This window comes from Gemmata palustris, assembly GCF_017939745.1.
Lineage (GTDB): Bacteria > Planctomycetota > Planctomycetia > Gemmatales > Gemmataceae > Gemmata > Gemmata palustris.
This window is the reverse complement of record NZ_JAGKQQ010000001.1, coordinates 447,877-463,498: the sequence shown is the minus strand read 5'-3', so window position 1 is coordinate 463,498 and position 15,622 is coordinate 447,877. Positions and strand designations below refer to the sequence as shown.

Annotated in this window: 13 protein-coding genes; 8 read left to right on the top strand and 5 right to left on the bottom strand. The window is 64.5% G+C overall.

All coding sequences use genetic code 11. The features are described from left to right. The first annotated feature begins 139 nt into the window (after positions 1–139). Together J8F10_RS01920 and J8F10_RS01915 are read left to right on the top strand one after the other, a co-directional pair. Positions 140–571: a hypothetical protein gene (locus J8F10_RS01920; protein WP_210652150.1), complete on the top strand. Its 432-nt coding sequence runs from the start codon at positions 140–142 to the stop codon at positions 569–571. Positions 572–636: 65 nt separating this feature from the next. Then, positions 637–903 carry a hypothetical protein gene (locus J8F10_RS01915; RefSeq protein ID WP_210652149.1) on the top strand — a complete coding sequence of 89 codons (267 nt, stop codon included), beginning with the start codon at positions 637–639 and terminating at the stop codon, positions 901–903. Between the two features lie 486 nt (positions 904–1,389). Here J8F10_RS01915 and J8F10_RS01910 read toward each other — a convergent pair whose 3' ends face one another. From J8F10_RS01910 to J8F10_RS01895, 4 genes are all read right to left on the bottom strand, one after another. Then, on the bottom strand, positions 1,390–1,578 hold the full coding sequence (locus J8F10_RS01910) for a hypothetical protein (RefSeq protein ID WP_210652148.1): 189 nt from the start codon (positions 1,576–1,578) through the stop codon (positions 1,390–1,392). A 252-nt stretch (positions 1,579–1,830) separates the two neighbouring features. Continuing rightward, complete coding sequence (locus J8F10_RS01905; RefSeq protein ID WP_210652147.1) at positions 1,831–2,466, bottom strand: acyl carrier protein phosphodiesterase; 636 nt, start codon at positions 2,464–2,466, stop codon at positions 1,831–1,833. 112 nt (positions 2,467–2,578) lie between these two features. Beyond that, positions 2,579–3,487, bottom strand: a complete 909-nt coding sequence (locus J8F10_RS01900; protein ID WP_210652146.1) for a ThuA domain-containing protein — start codon at positions 3,485–3,487, stop codon at positions 2,579–2,581. Between the two features lie 246 nt (positions 3,488–3,733). Beyond that, a complete protein-coding gene (locus J8F10_RS01895; RefSeq protein ID WP_210652145.1) occupies positions 3,734–5,032 on the bottom strand; it encodes a PP2C family protein-serine/threonine phosphatase in 1,299 nt (432 codons plus the stop codon). 618 nt (positions 5,033–5,650) lie between these two features. Here J8F10_RS01895 and hisD point away from each other — a divergent pair. The 6 genes from hisD (at position 5,651) to J8F10_RS01865 (ending at position 13,103) form a co-directional block, all read left to right on the top strand. Then, positions 5,651–7,075 carry a histidinol dehydrogenase gene (gene hisD / locus J8F10_RS01890; protein ID WP_210652144.1) on the top strand — a complete coding sequence of 475 codons (1,425 nt, stop codon included), beginning with the start codon at positions 5,651–5,653 and terminating at the stop codon, positions 7,073–7,075. A gap of 113 nt (positions 7,076–7,188) precedes the next feature. Next, entirely contained in the window at positions 7,189–8,253 is a 1,065-nt protein-coding gene (gene hisC, locus J8F10_RS01885; protein ID WP_210652142.1) for a histidinol-phosphate transaminase, read from the top strand. Positions 8,254–8,299: 46 nt separating this feature from the next. Further along, positions 8,300–8,887: an imidazoleglycerol-phosphate dehydratase HisB gene (hisB, locus tag J8F10_RS01880; RefSeq protein ID WP_210652139.1), complete on the top strand. Its 588-nt coding sequence runs from the start codon at positions 8,300–8,302 to the stop codon at positions 8,885–8,887. A gap of 159 nt (positions 8,888–9,046) precedes the next feature. Continuing rightward, positions 9,047–10,006 carry a hypothetical protein gene (locus J8F10_RS01875; protein ID WP_210652138.1) on the top strand — a complete coding sequence of 320 codons (960 nt, stop codon included), beginning with the start codon at positions 9,047–9,049 and terminating at the stop codon, positions 10,004–10,006. A gap of 10 nt (positions 10,007–10,016) precedes the next feature. Next, the gene (locus J8F10_RS01870; protein ID WP_210652137.1) at positions 10,017–11,426 is read left to right on the top strand and encodes a hypothetical protein; all 1,410 of its coding nucleotides are present in this window, start codon (positions 10,017–10,019) and stop codon (positions 11,424–11,426) included. Positions 11,427–11,543: 117 nt separating this feature from the next. Further along, entirely contained in the window at positions 11,544–13,103 is a 1,560-nt protein-coding gene (locus tag J8F10_RS01865) for a hypothetical protein (protein ID WP_210652136.1), read from the top strand. Positions 13,104–13,235: 132 nt separating this feature from the next. On the opposite strand, the gene J8F10_RS01860 is transcribed toward J8F10_RS01865, so the two are convergent. Then, a complete protein-coding gene (locus tag J8F10_RS01860) occupies positions 13,236–15,245 on the bottom strand; it encodes a sensor histidine kinase (protein WP_210652135.1) in 2,010 nt (669 codons plus the stop codon). Positions 15,246–15,622 lie beyond the last annotated feature (377 nt).

Genomic DNA, 15,622 nt, shown 5'->3' with positions numbered 1-15,622 from the left:
TTCTGACGACTTTTTCGGAAAAGCTGACACCTTTCGGACCCGGATCTCGATTGTTGCCGCACGCCGGTCACCCGGATCCCGCGAACTCGCAGAACGCGGCCGATTCCCGGCGCCCCCCTCACTCAATCGGGACAGAACCATGTTTGGTCTCTTTCGGCGGCCCCGCACGCGCGTCGTTTCCCAGAACCGCACGGTCCTTCGTCTGGAATCGCTCGAGTGGCGCGACACGCCGGACGGTACCCCGGGCGACCCGACCCCGCCGGTCGGCCCCCCGCCCGCACCCAACGTGGTGCCACTGATTATCGGGTTCGCGGCCGAGGAGATCGGCAACGGTCTGTTCCTGATCTCGGGGACGGTCGCCGACGAGTACCCCAACGGGCTCACCGTCACGTTCGGGGGCGTCACCTCGGCGAGCGGGCTCACCGTCACGACGACCGTCAGTGGCGCGTTCAGCCGCACGGTCCAGTTGCGCACCGACGGAACCGATTCCGGGTTCCTCACGGCCATCACTGTTGACGACCACAGCCAGACGTCCCAGACAGTGCAGGTGTTCCTCGACCCGACCGCGTGACGCGCGCCGCGCGCGGTGAGTGTGTGGCGAAATCACCCCGGAACGGACTCGTGTACCAAACAAACATGCCAATCACCAACGAGCGGTTGCTCCTGCCGGTCCTCGCACGGGTCATCGATCTCGGGCAGGGACCGCCGGGACTGGTGTCGTGGGTGCAGCACCAGCTCACGAGCTGGAACGTACCCACGAGCGATACCGAAGCGGCCGTCCTCCGGCGGTTGGCCTGCGAGTTACTGCGCGTCCTCCCGCCCGGCGAGCGGGAGGCGCGTTCGGACGAGAAGAACTGCCCAACCGTTTGCGCCAGCCCGCTGGAAACCGTTCTCGGCGGGTAGAAGCGCCCCCATCTCGGGGGTGCCGGAAGAGCCCCCTTTCCCGCTCAACTTCGGCGATGAGTCACCGCTGAGCGGGTACCCACAGGACCGCACCGGTATTGAGGTCGGGCTGTGCCCGACGTATTTGACATTGTGAGACGTGTTTGGCATTGTGAAAATTGCGTCAGACTCGCGGCGCGGTGGTCGCCGCCACGGGCATTGAAGTGCTCGACAGGTTTACATTGCGAGAGCGGATCGGACACGGCTCGATCCGCAACACGTCCGGTCTGTGGGCCGCTCTCGTCTCTGTCCGAATATCGTCAGAGGATCGCCCAATGGTCGGAACGCGAGCTCCCTCTTGTTGAAGGACTTCCCGATCTATTCCGAAACGGTCCGCCAATACAAGAAGGTAATTCTGAGCGCGAGAGGCGCGTGTGAGATGGTGACGTTTGACCGGCGTGCAGCGCCCGAGTGCGGCGCGAAGTCGCGTTCGACGAGACTGCAACTTCAGCGCGTGGTGCCGGTCAGCGCCTCGCGCCCGGCAACGCTCCCCGCGCGGTCAGCGATCATGGTACCATTACCGTCCGCGTGCCACCACGCCCACCAACTGAACCAAGCGGCATCGGCCCGAGACGAGTTCCCTGCGTCGCGAAGAGCGGTCGGTTTAGCAACGGGCTGAAGAGATGATTGGACCACGGCTGAATCCTCGTATCGAGTGCGATTGATTTCACTCTCTGAGGAACCAATCGACATCGGAGGCGAATTCGTGTCACGCTTTTCGTGACACGAACTCGGATTCTGTGCTTCGCGCGTTTCTAGATGTGGACCCGGTGAAGTGCGCGGATTTAGTCGCGAGAGGCGAAGCGCGGCTTCTCTCGACAGAACGGTCGACTCACAGTTCCATCAGCCATTCGCCCAACCAGACTGTCGTTCGCCCGAAGAGCGGTCTCACACCGGCCGGTTGCCCTTTCGCTCGGTCGCGAACGCCATCAATTCCGGGTAGAAGCCGTGGAAATCGGTCGCGATCTCGGCGTCACGGGAGATGAGGAGCGGCATCGCGTCCGGGAGCCACATCGCGCGGTGCGGAATGCGGTCCGCGATCACCTTCGAGACCCGAGCGAGCGTGTCCTCGATCCCGTCGAGCGTCGCGTACCGGTTGAGGCGGTCATCGTCCACGAACCGGCGCATGAAGGTGCTCGCGTCTACGGGCAAGCCCACCAGATGGTCTTCCAACACGCGGTAACTACGCGCGGCAAATGAGGGAAGTGTTTCCGCGCTGTAGCGCGCCCACTCGCGCGCGAGGATGTGGTCGTAGTAGATGTCGATCAGGATGCCGCCGAACCAGCCGAACTCGCGCGACACGCGGCTGATGCTGCGGAGCGTAAGCGGGTGGCGGTCGGTGAACCCGTCGATGAGCCGGTGCAGCATGACGCCGCGGAGCACATCGGGCGTGAGGCTCGGGAGGTCGGGGTTCCGAACGAAGTCGGCCGCGACGCCCCCGGCCATGTCACCGGGGTCACCGTCCGCGAGGTGCAAGTGTGCGAGGAAGTTCAACGGTTCCGTCCGGGATGTGGGGACCGGCATCGAGCCGGCTCTGAATTTCTGTCTTTTTACCCCGAAGGGGTTGCACATCAAAGCCCAGGGCCGATCGCAACGCGATCGACCCTGGGCTTAAAGAACTGGGACACCAAATCGGTCACTTCTTGCTGGGCGTGGCGTCGCCCTTCAGTTCGCCGGTCGCCCACTTCAGCCCACCGAACAGGTGATGTTGGAACTTCTCGTCCTTCCACACCTTCGGGTCGTGTCCGAACGACGTGTAGAACACTTTGCCCTTCCCCTCCTCGCGGCACCACGAGATCGCGTAATCGTTGTCCGCGCGGACGAGGTTCTTACCCGGGTTGAACGAGCCCGCCTCGATGCTGAAGATGATGTGCAACTTCTCGCGCGAGTACGGGACGTTCTTGAAGATGTACATCTCATCCTGGTAGTCCATCCCGTCCTTGAAGCCGGCCGCGGCCGGGTGCTTCGCGTCCTCGACCTTTACCTTGATCTTCTGCAGCCCCGGCGGGTGCCCCTGGAAGTACGCGCCGATCAGGTCGCCGTAGACCGATTCGCCGTACAGCGTGTCGGTCGCACAGTGCGTACCCGCGAGCGCCCCGCCCGCCTTGACCCACTCGCGCAGGTCCGCGAGTTCTGCCTTGCTGACCGGGTTGCCAGTCGTGAAGAACAGCACCACATCGAAGTTCTTCAGGGTTTCTTTGTTGATGCGCCCGCAGTGCTCCTTGCCCACCGGTTGCTTGGTCGCGCCTCGAAACTTGTCGCTGTACGCTTCCAGTGCGGTGCGCTCGACGCCCTTATCCTTCACGATCTTGTCCGGGTCTTCGGTGAACCGGTAGCACGTCACATCGAACCCGTTCTTCGGGCCGATCTCCTTCAACACTTCCTCGGCCGTGAAGACCGAACCGTGCGGGAACCCGCCGCAGTGCGTCACGAGCAGCAACCGCTTGTTGGCGGTCGCTTTTTTCGTTTCTTCGGCCGTAGCGCGTGTAACCGGACCAAACGCGACGAGGGTCACGATGGCGAGCAGGAACGTGAGTTTCTTCATGAGTTGGAACTCCGCGTGCGGGAAAGGAGACAGGCGGGCCGGACACGCGGATTGTAAGCGAACCCCGCTCTCGTGGCCAAGTAGCTGTGGCTACTCGCAGCACATCATTAGCGAACCCCGCCCGCAAGGGCGGCGGGTGATGGTTCAAGGAGGCACGAGGGCACCCACCGCCCTTGCGGGCGGGGTTCACCGACAACATCGATTGAAATTGGCACCTCCACTCTGATGGTGGAGGGCAACGAGAGGTTACGTGCGCTTCACGACGACGAGTGTTCGGTCATCGGCCGCAGTTGTCCCTGCGGTGAAGAGCGAGTGCGACGCGAGGATCGCTCGGAGGAGCGCGCCGGCACTCGGGAGGCACGTTTCCAGTTCTTCATCGATGCGCGCGGAGCCGAACACATCGCCCTCGGTGTTGACGGCTTCGATCACACCATCCGTGAACAAGACCACCTGATCGCCCGGAAGGAGCGGGAGCGTCTGTTCCAAGTACACTTCGTCCGGCTTGATCCCGAGCGGGAGCTTTTGCGCGCGGTTCAGAGCGAGTTTGAAGCCGTCGGCACAGCGGAGCAACCGGGGGGGATTGTGCCCCGCGCTGGCGTAGCTGAGTGTGCCGTTCGCCGGGTCGAACACCGCATAGAACGCGGTCATGAAGCTGCCCGTCGGTCGGGTGTATCGGCGCGTCAGGTGGGCGTTCATGTACGTGAGGAACTCGCCCGGGCGCTGTGGGGGTTCGGGGCGCGTGTGCGCGATGCTGTGGGCCACCGCCATCAGCACCGCGGCCGGCGCTCCGTGCCCGCTCGCGTCCGCGATCAGAACACCGAGGCGATCGTTTGGGAGCGGGAAGAAATCGTAATAGTCCCCGCCCGCGCGCTTCGCCGTCTGATAGTGAACCGCGACATCCAGGTTCGGCACCTTCGGCTTCTCGGCCGGGAGCAGCGATTTCTGAATCTCCGCGATCGACCGAAGTTCGTAATCGAGGCCGTCGAACGCTTCCTTCACCGCTTGCGACAGCACGACCGTCTGCGTCGCCCGGGCAAAGAGGTTGCTGAGTAGCACAAGGTCGGCGACGCGCTCGCGCGGGAACGTCGGCGTATCGTCTCGAGTGATGACGACCATGTTCTGCGCGATCCCGTGCTCGAAGTGCGGAATCGCGAGCAGCGATCTCTGACCCGCGAGGTACTCGGCCGCCGGGTCTTCGGGGTCGAGAGTCAGGTTGTCGATGATGCGCGGTTGATCGGCGTAGAGCAGTTCCGCGAGCACCCCGCCGTGGTGGACCGGGAGCCGGTGGGACTCTTTCCACGGGTTAACCGGGTCTTTCCACAAACTGTAGCGCGCGACGCGGTACTCGGGACCGAGCAACCCGCGGCGCGAGATGGTGAGGTGCCGACTGATGGGGAACAGTTGCGTCATCCGCCGGGCGAAGACCGCGTACATCTCCTGCGGGTCGGTGGACCGGCTGAGTTCGCGCATCACCTCGACGCTAACGGCTAAACGAGCGCGCCAGTTTCGCGGTTCGGTATCGAAGAAATCGGGTGCCACGGTCATTGGCCGCCTCCGCGGCTGAGATGCGAGCGACGATCCGTGCTGTCGAGCGGGCGATCCGATAGGCGAGTATCAGTAGACCCGCGACGGGCGCGAAACGCAAGCGGCTCGGATCGCATTCGGCGTTTTTACTCGCCCGCCCTGGAAAACTGTGCGGATTGACGCGCGCCGTGAACTGAGGACGATTGGTGCCCTTCTCGATCTCGTATCCGACTCGGGTGCGTCTGCGTCCTCGACAGCGTTACGCTTGTGTTGCTACGGCCGCGCGGGTTGGGTGGTTCATCGGGGCCGCCGCCCGACCCGCTCGCGGAAGCTCATTAGGTGGGATTGTCTCACGGAAAGAGATCGGCGCCTAGAAAATTACACGGTTGTCATTTTAATTTTTGATTGAATCAATTTATACTCCATTCAGATTCGGACATTCGGCATAAGCCGCGTATTCGGCACAATTTGCACCGACTCCCGGGTCGCGAAGCGGCTCGATTCCTTGTAACGTAAGGCCAATAGCCATATAACAAAGGAAAGATTTGCCCGCCGCGCGGTTCGTGCGGATTGGGCCGTGTCGTGAAGTTCCGCTCAGACGGGAAGCGTTCCTCCCACGCACCCCGTGAGGTTCACCAGATGTCAGCTCTCAAGCTGCGGCGGATTGATCTCACAGCCAGTAACGCCGCGGCTCAGATCGTCAAACTTCGCGACCAGTTCCGCACCGATACCGAGATCGTCTCGGCCGCCAGCAAGAAGAAAACTCAGGCCGTCTTCGGTGAGGCGCTCCCGCCGGTCCGCGCGGTCGAGCGCATCTGCAACGACGTGCGCGAAAAGGGGCTCTCCGCGGCCCTGAACTACACTGAACTCTTCGACGGCGTGAAGCTGAAGGCGGACCAGCTCCGCGTGAAGCCCGCCGAACTCGCCGAGGCCCACGCGAACATCGGCGACGACTTCCTCGAAGTCATCCGACAAGTGCGCTACAACGTGATGCAGTTCCAATCGGGGCTGCTCCAGCGCGACGCGGTCATGCCCGTTTCGGGCAAGCACGAACTCCAGGTGCGATACCGGGCGTTAAAGCGCGTCGGGGTGTACTGCCCCGGTGGAGCGGCAGCGTACCCGTCCACGCTACTCATGACCGTGTGCCCGGCCCAAGTCGCCGGGTGCGAGCAGATCATCGTGACCATGCCCCCGAACGCGACCGGGGCATACAACCGCGAGATGCTCGCGACATGCCACGAGCTCGGGATCACTGAAGTGTACCGGCTCGGCGGCGCCCAGGCGATCGCGGCGATGGCTTACGGCGTCGAGGGGCTGAAGCCGGTCGATATGATCGTCGGCCCCGGCAACCAGTACGTGGCACTCGCGAAGAAGTATGTGTTCGGCCAGGTCGCGATCGACTGTCTCGCGGGGCCGAGCGAAATCGTGGTTCTCGCGGACGATTCCGCCCACCCCGATTACGTCGCCCTCGACCTCATCGCTCAGGCCGAACACTCGCCGGGTGTGGCCGTGCTGGTGACGTGGTACGAGCCGCTCATCAACGAGGTCCAGGACGCGCTCACGAAGCGGCTCGCGAAGCTGTCGCGTGCCGACCTCGCCCGCGACAGCTTGGAGCGCTTCGGCGCACTGATCCTCGCGCCGAACAAGGCCTCGGCCGTGGACTGCGTGAACGCGATGGCCCCCGAGCACCTACACATTCAAACCCGTGACCCGGACGCGATCCTCGACGACATCGACAGTGCCGGCGCCGTGTTCCTGGGGCCGTTCACCCCGGTCGCCGTCGGCGACTACGCGGCCGGCCCGTCGCACGTGCTCCCGACGGGCGGCACCGCCCGGTTCGCGAGCGGGCTGACGACCAACGACTTCCGCAAGCGCACGAGCATCTTGCGGTTCACGCGCAACGGGCTAAAGGACATCGCCAGCGACGTCATCTTCATGGCGAACCGGGAAGGTCTCACCGGCCACGCGGCCAGCGTCGAACTGCGGGCCAACGACAACGGCCCCGCCGCTCGCCCCAAGCCGAAGCCGGACAAGGTGCCGGCCGCCACACCCGCAAAGAAGTAACGGCGAACGGCCGGTGCAAGCCGGCCGGTGTTTTCCGTTCGTAGCAGCCCACTTACCAAAACAATTCCCGCTTTGTGCGGGCCTCACCAGCCGGCTCACACCGGCCGTTCGCCATGACTGTCCGCTCCAACATTTGCGCAATGGCCGGGTACGTTCCGGGCGAGCAACTCAACGACCCTGACATCACCAAGCTTAACACGAACGAGAACCCGTACCCGCCGAGTCCGCGGGTATTTGAAGCAATTCGGACCGCCCTCACGCCGAATAGCCTGCGAAAGTACCCGCAACCGCTCGGCGACACGTTCCGCAAAACCGCGGGCCGCGTGCTGAACGTCGACCCCGATGGCATCCTCATCGGCAACGGCTCGGACGACATCCTCACAATTCTCACGCGCACGTTCGTACCCGAAGGCGGGCTGATCGCGTCGCCGATACCGAGCTACATCCTGTACCGCTCGCTCGCGGAAATTCAGGGCGCACAGTTCCTCTCGGTTCGCTTCAGCGCGGACTGGCGAACACTGGATTCCTGGGCCGCGCAAGCGAACCTCACGTTCCTCCCGAACCCGAACTCCCCCTCGGGAACGATCGTCGATCCCGAGACGGTGACCCGACTCGCGAAGGCACTCGCGCCCGCGCCGCTGGTCCTCGATGAAGCGTATGCCGACTTCACATCGTGGAGCGGATTGGAGCTCCTCTCGAGCACGCCGAACCTCATCATCACGCGGACCCTGAGCAAGTCCTATTCGCTCGCGGGTATCCGGTTCGGGTTCGCGATCGCTGCACCGGAGTTGGTCCGCGAGTTGGCAAAAGTGAAAGACTCTTACAACTGTGACGTGCTGAGTCTCGCCGCCGCGACCGCCGCGGTCGAAGACCAGGATTACTTCCATGAAGTGCGTGCGAAGATCATCGCTACCCGCGTGAGAATGACGCAGGAACTCACTGAGCTAGGCTTCGACGTGCTGCCGAGCCACGCGAACTTCGTGTGGTGCCGTCGATCCGATCGACCCGTGAAACCCATTTACGAAGAGTTAAAGCGCCGAAAGATCCTGGTCCGCTACATGAACTACGCGGCCGGTCCGCTCGGCGCCCCCGAGGGCGCGTATGATGGGCTGCGGATCTCCGTCGGCACCGACGCGGAGATCGACACACTCCTCAGCGCGTTGAAAGCCATACTCTGACTCTTCGACGTGCAATTTTCGACTTTACGATTTGAGACTTCGGAAGATGCCCCGCACCGCACAGATCGAACGCAAAACGGCCGAAACAGAAATCGACCTCACGCTGAACCTCGACGGCACCGGGGCCTCGAAGCTCGCGACCGGCGTCGGGTTCTTCGACCACATGCTCACGCACATCGCGAAGCACGGGCTGTTCGACCTCACCGTGACGTGCAAAGGCGATACGCACATCGACGCCCACCACACCGTCGAGGACGTCGGAATCTGCTTCGGCAAGGCGCTCGTGCAGGCACTCGGCGACAAGGCCGGCATTCGGCGCTTCGGCGACTGCACGCTGCCAATGGACGACACGCTGGCGACGGCTGCGGTCGACCTGAGCGGTCGGCCGTACCTCGTGTGGCGCGCGGACGTGCCGCTCGAAACGCTCGGCACGTTCTCGTCGCAACTGGCCGAAGAGTTCTGGCGCGCAGCAAGTTCGACGGGGGTGTTCAACCTGCACGTCGTGCTGCACCACGGGCGGAACACGCACCACATCGTCGAGGCCATCTTTAAAGCGTGCGCCCGCGCGCTGCGTGCCGCGGTCGAACCCGACCCCCGCGCGAGCGGCGTGCCGTCCACGAAGGGCGTTCTCTAGCCCACCGCGGACGCACTTCTATACTCAGGATTTCAAACGAACCGGTACCGATCACACGGGTTGTACCGGTCTTGCAGATCGCGTTTTCCGGGTAAGGTCGGAAAACACTTTCGCGCGCAGATTCAACCCGTTACACTTCCGTCAATTGAGGACAAGGACGTGGAAGAAGAAAAGAAAGCCAAGAAGCCAAGAGCGCCAAAGGCACCGCCGCCGCCGAAGTCAATTGATGAACTCGTGCAGAACGCACTGAAGCTGGCCGCAACCGATCCGAAAGCGAAGTGGTCGGCTGCCAAAGCCGGAGCACTCTTCAACACCAAGGAAGTCAACAGCGCTGCGGCCATCGAGCGGTGTCTGGACGCGAACCGCCCACTGCTGAAGCAGCACAAGGACGGCGCGACGCTCACGGGAGCCGGCTTCGAGGAAGTTGCCGCGACGCTCTCCGAGGAGCAAGTCGCCCCGCTCGCAAAGAGTGTCGCGGGCGGACTACCGATTAGCGAGCAGGCCGACTTTCTTCAGGGAGTAATTGGGCGAACTCCACTCGCGGCCGCGGAACTCAATCCGCTGCTCGAAGAAGCGATCGCGGCAGAACAGGCTTCGCGCCAGGCCCGCGAAGAGGAAGCCGCCAAGCGGCGCGCGGCAGAAGAAGCCAGCCTGAAAGCGCTGGAACGCGCACAAAAACTCATCGCCGAGCGCCAGCAGGCGCGCGTTGCGGAGTTGCTCCGGTTGCTCGAAATCGAAGGCCAAAAGCCCCCAGAACCGGCTCCACGCCCCACCTCGGTCGAGCCCGCCCCGCAGCCGAAATCCGTCTCAACAGTGCCGGAAACCGCTGAGGACAAGGACTTCCGGCGCGACGTGGCAGCACAACTGGCGTCGTCGTGGCGCGCGACCTGGGAAATGAACAAGCCGGACGCGCGCGAGTTCCTCGAATCGGCGATGTGGAACATCAGCGGATTCAAACTGGTCGGCGAGGTGGGCCAACGGGTCGCGTACAGCGGGCGCACTCACGAGAGCGTCGCGGGCGTGTTCGGCGGCGACCAAGTGAAGGTCGTGCGCCCGGGTTGGGCGCTCGACGAGGACGCGGGCGAGTTCGTGGTTCTCAAGGCGGTAGTCGAAAAATGAGGGCGCGCTGATGGCCGACCGGGTGTTCTGTATCGACTTCGGAAGTGCGTACACCAAGGTCGCCCTCCGGCGCGATCCCACCGCCGACAGCGAACTGCTCTCGTGGCCGAATATCGACTTCTGTGTGCCCAGCACCATCGCGGTGGACCGGCGCGGGACGAAAGCGAAGCTCGCATTCGGTGACGAGGCCGCCGGCCAGGAGAGCGGCGGCGGGATCGACGTTCACCGCAACTGGAAGCGGTCCGTGTTCCTCGCGCCGGCCGTCGCGCGCCCCACGCAATCCCCGCTCGAAGCGCTTCTCCAATCCGACGACTTGCTCGCGCTGGCCACCCAGTACGGCGTCCCCCACGGGCAAATCGGCTACCTCCAGCAGATGGTGAGCAGCGCGAAATCCCTCATCGGGGGACCGGGCGGGCGCATCATCTCGGCCGAATCGCAACAGCAAACGATCGCGACCGCGCTCGCGGCGCACTTCTTCCACTGGCTCCGGCAGCGGACGATGGAAGCGTGCGCGAAGCTCCCCACGACCGGACTGAAGTTCGAGGACATCCCGGTGCGCGTCGCGGTGCCCGCGTTCGCGAAGGACGGCGACGATTCGCACCCGGGGCGCAAACTGATTCTGGACGCGCTCGATAAAGCCGGCTGGCCGCTGCACCCGGAACAGCCCGTCGTCGCCGAGCCATACGCCAACGCGATCGGGGTTCTCACAAAAGGGGCGAACGTACTCAGCCGCAACGGGCGCCTGAACTTCAGCGACATGTTCAGCAAGGGACCGCTCATCACGGTGTTGAAGGACTCGACCCACCATCCGAGTTACCGCGCACTCGTGATCGATGTGGGAGCCTTCACAACGGACTTCACGGCACTCACCTTCAAGCCGGTGGGCGTGCCGGTCCTGATGCCGGATTCTGGGTTCGAGCTTCAGGAGAAATCGGTCCCGTTCGGCGTGAGCGACCTCGACGAGGAGATGCGATTGGCACTGAAGGTGAGCGAATGGCCCGTGAAACCGACGTGGACCGACTGGACGAAGGTGCAACAGAGTGTCTACAGCGAGGGCAAAGGATACCGCGCGCCGGGGTTGGGAAAAGTGGTGGGCGGTCCGGCCGACAGCGAGGCGGTACAAGCGTGCCTCAGCGCCTTCACCAAGCGGATCGCGGACGAAACAACCGCGTTCTGCGAACCCCTGGAACCCGCGTTCACACAGGAACTCATCCTCACGGGCGGCGGGAGCAGCATCCCCGTCGTGCGCGACGCACTTCAAATCGCCGCAAAAGCGGGCGGCAAGACGTTTGTCAAAACACACGCCCCGGACCTGAAGCGGGTGAAGGGCATCCCGGTCGATAAGCTCGACGAGCAGTTTACCCGCGGTGGCAGCGCGCTCGGGGGCGCGAGCATCTACTTCGAGAAGGGTTATTACTGATACGCCGCTCCGCGGTGCGGGTGGGTTTGATTGCGAACGGGTTCGCGTGTACGATTCGCCTGTCCCGCTCACCTCGATTGAGCGAGCGGGCGACACAATCACCCGAATCACCATAAAATGGCCGCACCACCCGTTACCTTCCCGTGTCCGTTCTGCACCCGCCGCATGGGTGTGCCCGAGGAGCTGCTCGGCCGACAGGTTCGGTGCCCGCACTGCAAGCGCGTCGTCGTGGCGCCGACCACGGCCGGGACCGCCCCCGTCGCCCCCACCCCGATCAGCCACGCCCCCCCCTCTCCCGAGCCGGAACTGCGCGAGTTCAACGTCCCGCAGCCGAGAGAAGGCGCGGACAGCATCCTGAGCGAACCGGGCGAGTCCGACGACGAAGTGTTCGTGTCGCCTTCCAATACCCCGACGCGAACGATTCCCCCGCTCGAGTTACTCCCCCAAGCACCCGAACCCGCACCCTCAGCGTCCAGTTCCGACGACCCGTTCGGATTCAGCCTGCGCCCGGAACCGAGCGTTCCGTCCCAGAGCCAAATTCCGCACACACTTGTGACCGGAACGATTTTTAATCCACCGACGAGCCAACCCCCAGCGCCAACACAATCAGAAGCAAAATCTGAACAGTCGAATCCGTTCAGCGATCCAGAATCGGGCGCCGAAAGCGAAGCACCTAACACGGTCGCACCGAGCACGCCCCCTCACGTGGACAGCAACCCGTTTACTGGCTTCGAGCCAGATCCCCTTCCCCCACCCGCGGCGAAGCCCACAAAGTCGACCGAGCCGCCCGTACCCAACGAAACCCCGTCAGCAGCGCCCCCGAATAAACAGCCAGAGCGCGAAGAAGCGCCCGCCGTCACCGAAGAGAAACCGCCACTCACCGCGCGCCCGCGTCCTGCCTCGAGTGGAGGGGGGAAGACCGTCGTCCTCGTCCTCCTGGCCGGCTACGCGATCGTTGCGACCGCGGTCGCAATCTACGGACTGTTCTTCCGGTCCGGTGGGGTTCCCGAGACCGGTCACCCGCTGTCTACGATCCCGGATACCTTTGGCGAGTTCGACCCGGTGAGTCGTAAAAAGGTAACCAAACTAAACTTCCCGGTGGACGGCGAACTACCCGCCGCTCAGCGCACCGGGCTGGGCGGAAAAATCACCATTGGTCAGTTGGATGTGGAACCAATTCGGGTTCAAAAACGCCCGCTCCGCATGCTCCTGGAAGGTGCGGACGAAAGGGACAAGCAGACGGTCCGCGCCGGCACCGCGCTGGTTCTGACGCTCGCCATCTCGAACAGGTCGAGCGACCTGCCCATCTTCCCGATGGACCCGGCGTTCATCCGGCGCGCGACCAAAGACGACCTACCGATTACGCGACTCGTCGTCGGACACAAAGTGTTCCCCGGAGGGGAGATCGAGTGGCCGCTCCCGGGCCGCTTCAAAAAGAAAATCGAAGTCCAGCAGGGCAACGATGCGAAGGTGCTCGAACCGCGTCGGAGCCAGGAGTACATCGTGTTCACCGAGGCGAACCCGGAACTCATCAACGTCGCGGAGTCCACGAAGGAGCCGCTCCAGTGGCGGATTCAGGTGCGCAGTGGACTGATCGAATACAAGGGGAAGGAAGTTCCCGTGACCGCGGTGATCGGCGTGGACTTCAAAGCGAGCGACATCCGCGGAATGGACTGAGTGGGACAGAATTAAACGGCTTTGTTTGCAATCGGATGTCTGTCGGCAAGGGTAAAGAACCGCGTCGGGAATTTTACGGACACAGTTACCCCAGCGGGCTCCCACGCGACACGGAACCGGTCCCAAATTTGGTCAGTGCGGTTCAATTGGAAGACGGATGCGGACAATAATGGTTGTGCCCTGACCGTGGGCCGATTCGACTTCCATCGTCCCGCCCGCCAGCGCCACGCGCTCGCGCATACCGAGCAACCCGAGCCGCCCCTTCGGTCCCGCCTCGGGGTCGAACCCCGCGCCGTCGTCTTCGATCACCGCCGTCACGTACCCGTCGGGCCGACTGATGACGACGCTCACGGTCGTGGCCAGTGCGTGCCGGGCCACGTTGGTGAGCGCCTCCTGTACGACCCGGTACAGCGCCGTTTCGATGTCCGGAGGGAGCCGACTCGGGCCGAGCCCCGTGGAGTGGAAGTCCGCCCGGATTCCGCACCGGCCCGACCACTCGGCCACGAGTTGCTCGAGGGCCGGTTCCAGCCCGATGTCGTCCAACGAGGTCGGGCGCAACCGGACGGCCAGGCCGTGAATCTCCCGCCCCAGCGCGTCCGCCATCCGCTGCACCTCGGTCAGCCGGGCGGCCGACGCGGGCGGAAGCTCGCCCGCCGTCTCGACGGCTTTGACGGCGAGCGACAGCCCGGCCAGGAGCTGGCCGACCGAGTCGTGCAGGTCGCGGGCGACGCGCCGCCGCTCGTCTTCCTGCGCGGTAGCGAGGCGCCGGGTGAGGTCCACGCGCCGGGCCATCTCGCTCCCCAGTGACTCGAGCGCCGACGCCAGTTCGGTCGTGCGCTCGATCACCCGCGTTTCGAGCCCGGCGTGTGCCCGCTGTAGGGCCTCCTCCGCGTCCTTCAGATCGGTCACGTCAACGCACACACCGGCCATGCGCCGCGTGCCGGTGCGGGAGTCGCCGAACACGTCCCCCCGATCGCGCAACCAGCGCACCGACCCGTCCGGCCAGACCACACGGAACTCGGTGCTCAGGCCCCGCCCCCAGTGGACGGACGCATCGAACGCGGCGCGCACCGGGGCGCGATCGTAGACGTAGACGTGGTCGAGGAACTCCGGGAACGGCTGCGTCGTTTCCGCGGGCGCGAGCCCGAGCAACTGGTTCAGGTTCGGGTCGCGCACCTGCACGCCGGTCGCGACGTCGAGCGTCCAGACGCCCATTTGCGCCGCGGTCAGAGCGAGCTCGAACCGGAGCTCGCTTTCGCGGAGCGCGTCTTCGGCCCTCATCCGCGCGGTAACGTCGAAGCACACCCCGACGAGGTACGAAGGGGTCTCCGCGTCCGCCCGGCCGCGCCACGCCAACCAAATCGGGGCGCCATAAACGCGGTCCAGGCGCAACGTGTATTCGATCTCGGCGCCCGGCGCGAGTTCGGCCCGCATCAGCGCCTCGAACTTTGCCGCGTCCTCGGGCGCCATCTTCTCCTGAAGCGCTTCGACCGGCAGGGCGCGGTCCCCGGGCGGCACGTTGAACATCGCCGCGAACGCGGCGTCGCCACTGACGGTCCGCCCCTTGAGATCCCACCCCCACGTTCCCATCCGCCCGGCCGAGAGCGCCACCAGGCGCACCTTCTCGCTCGCGCGCAGCGCGGATTCGGCCCGCGCTTGTTCGACCGCGGCCCAGGTCCGCTCCGCTACGCTCTCGATGAGCGCGACGTCCTCTGGGGTCCACTCCCGCACGGCGGACTGGTGAGCGGCCAGCACCGCGGTCAGCCGCCCGCCCTTAACGAGCGGCACCCCGACCATCGCCCCGACCGAAACGCCCGCGTAGGCCCCGCGCTCCGCCTCGGTCAGTTCCGCACAGTGCGCGACGTCCGGCACCACGAGCGTTCGCCCCGCGCGGAGCAGCGCGATGTGACCGGGACCGAACCCGTCCATCCGGAACCGCCCTCGGATCCCCATCACCCCATCGGTGTAATCGCGCTCGACCACGACGAAGCCGTCGTCCGTGGTTTCGCCGTAGTGTACTCGGCTCAAGCGGAGGTACTCACCGAGCGCGCGCGCGGCCGTGGCCTGGACCTCGACCGGATCGGTCAGCGGGCGCAGGGCGTCGGCCAGTTTCACAAGGAAGGTGTCGTTCAAGCGTCGCACGGGCCGGCGGCGTCCACACGAGTTTGAGGTGCGAATCGACCCCGGGCGCCGAACCGCGCGCCCCGCGATCCCGACGCCCACACGACAAGATTAGACCGGCACCATTAGAATCGGCAACCCGAAGAATAATTCAAACTATTTAACAACAATACGGCACATAAATCAACACTCGCACGTGCAATAACCACGGCCCCACGCCCTGCCCGTTTCCGCGCAGCCGCGTGACCGGCCCCACCGACCCGCGACCAATCGCCGCTGATAAAGTTCGAGTGCCACGGCACTGGCAGACTGGAGCTTCCACCACTTTATGCCCGCGCCGCGCAACCGGCGGCCCACAATCTTGCACCCCGTCCCCTTCGGACCACGGCCGATGTCCC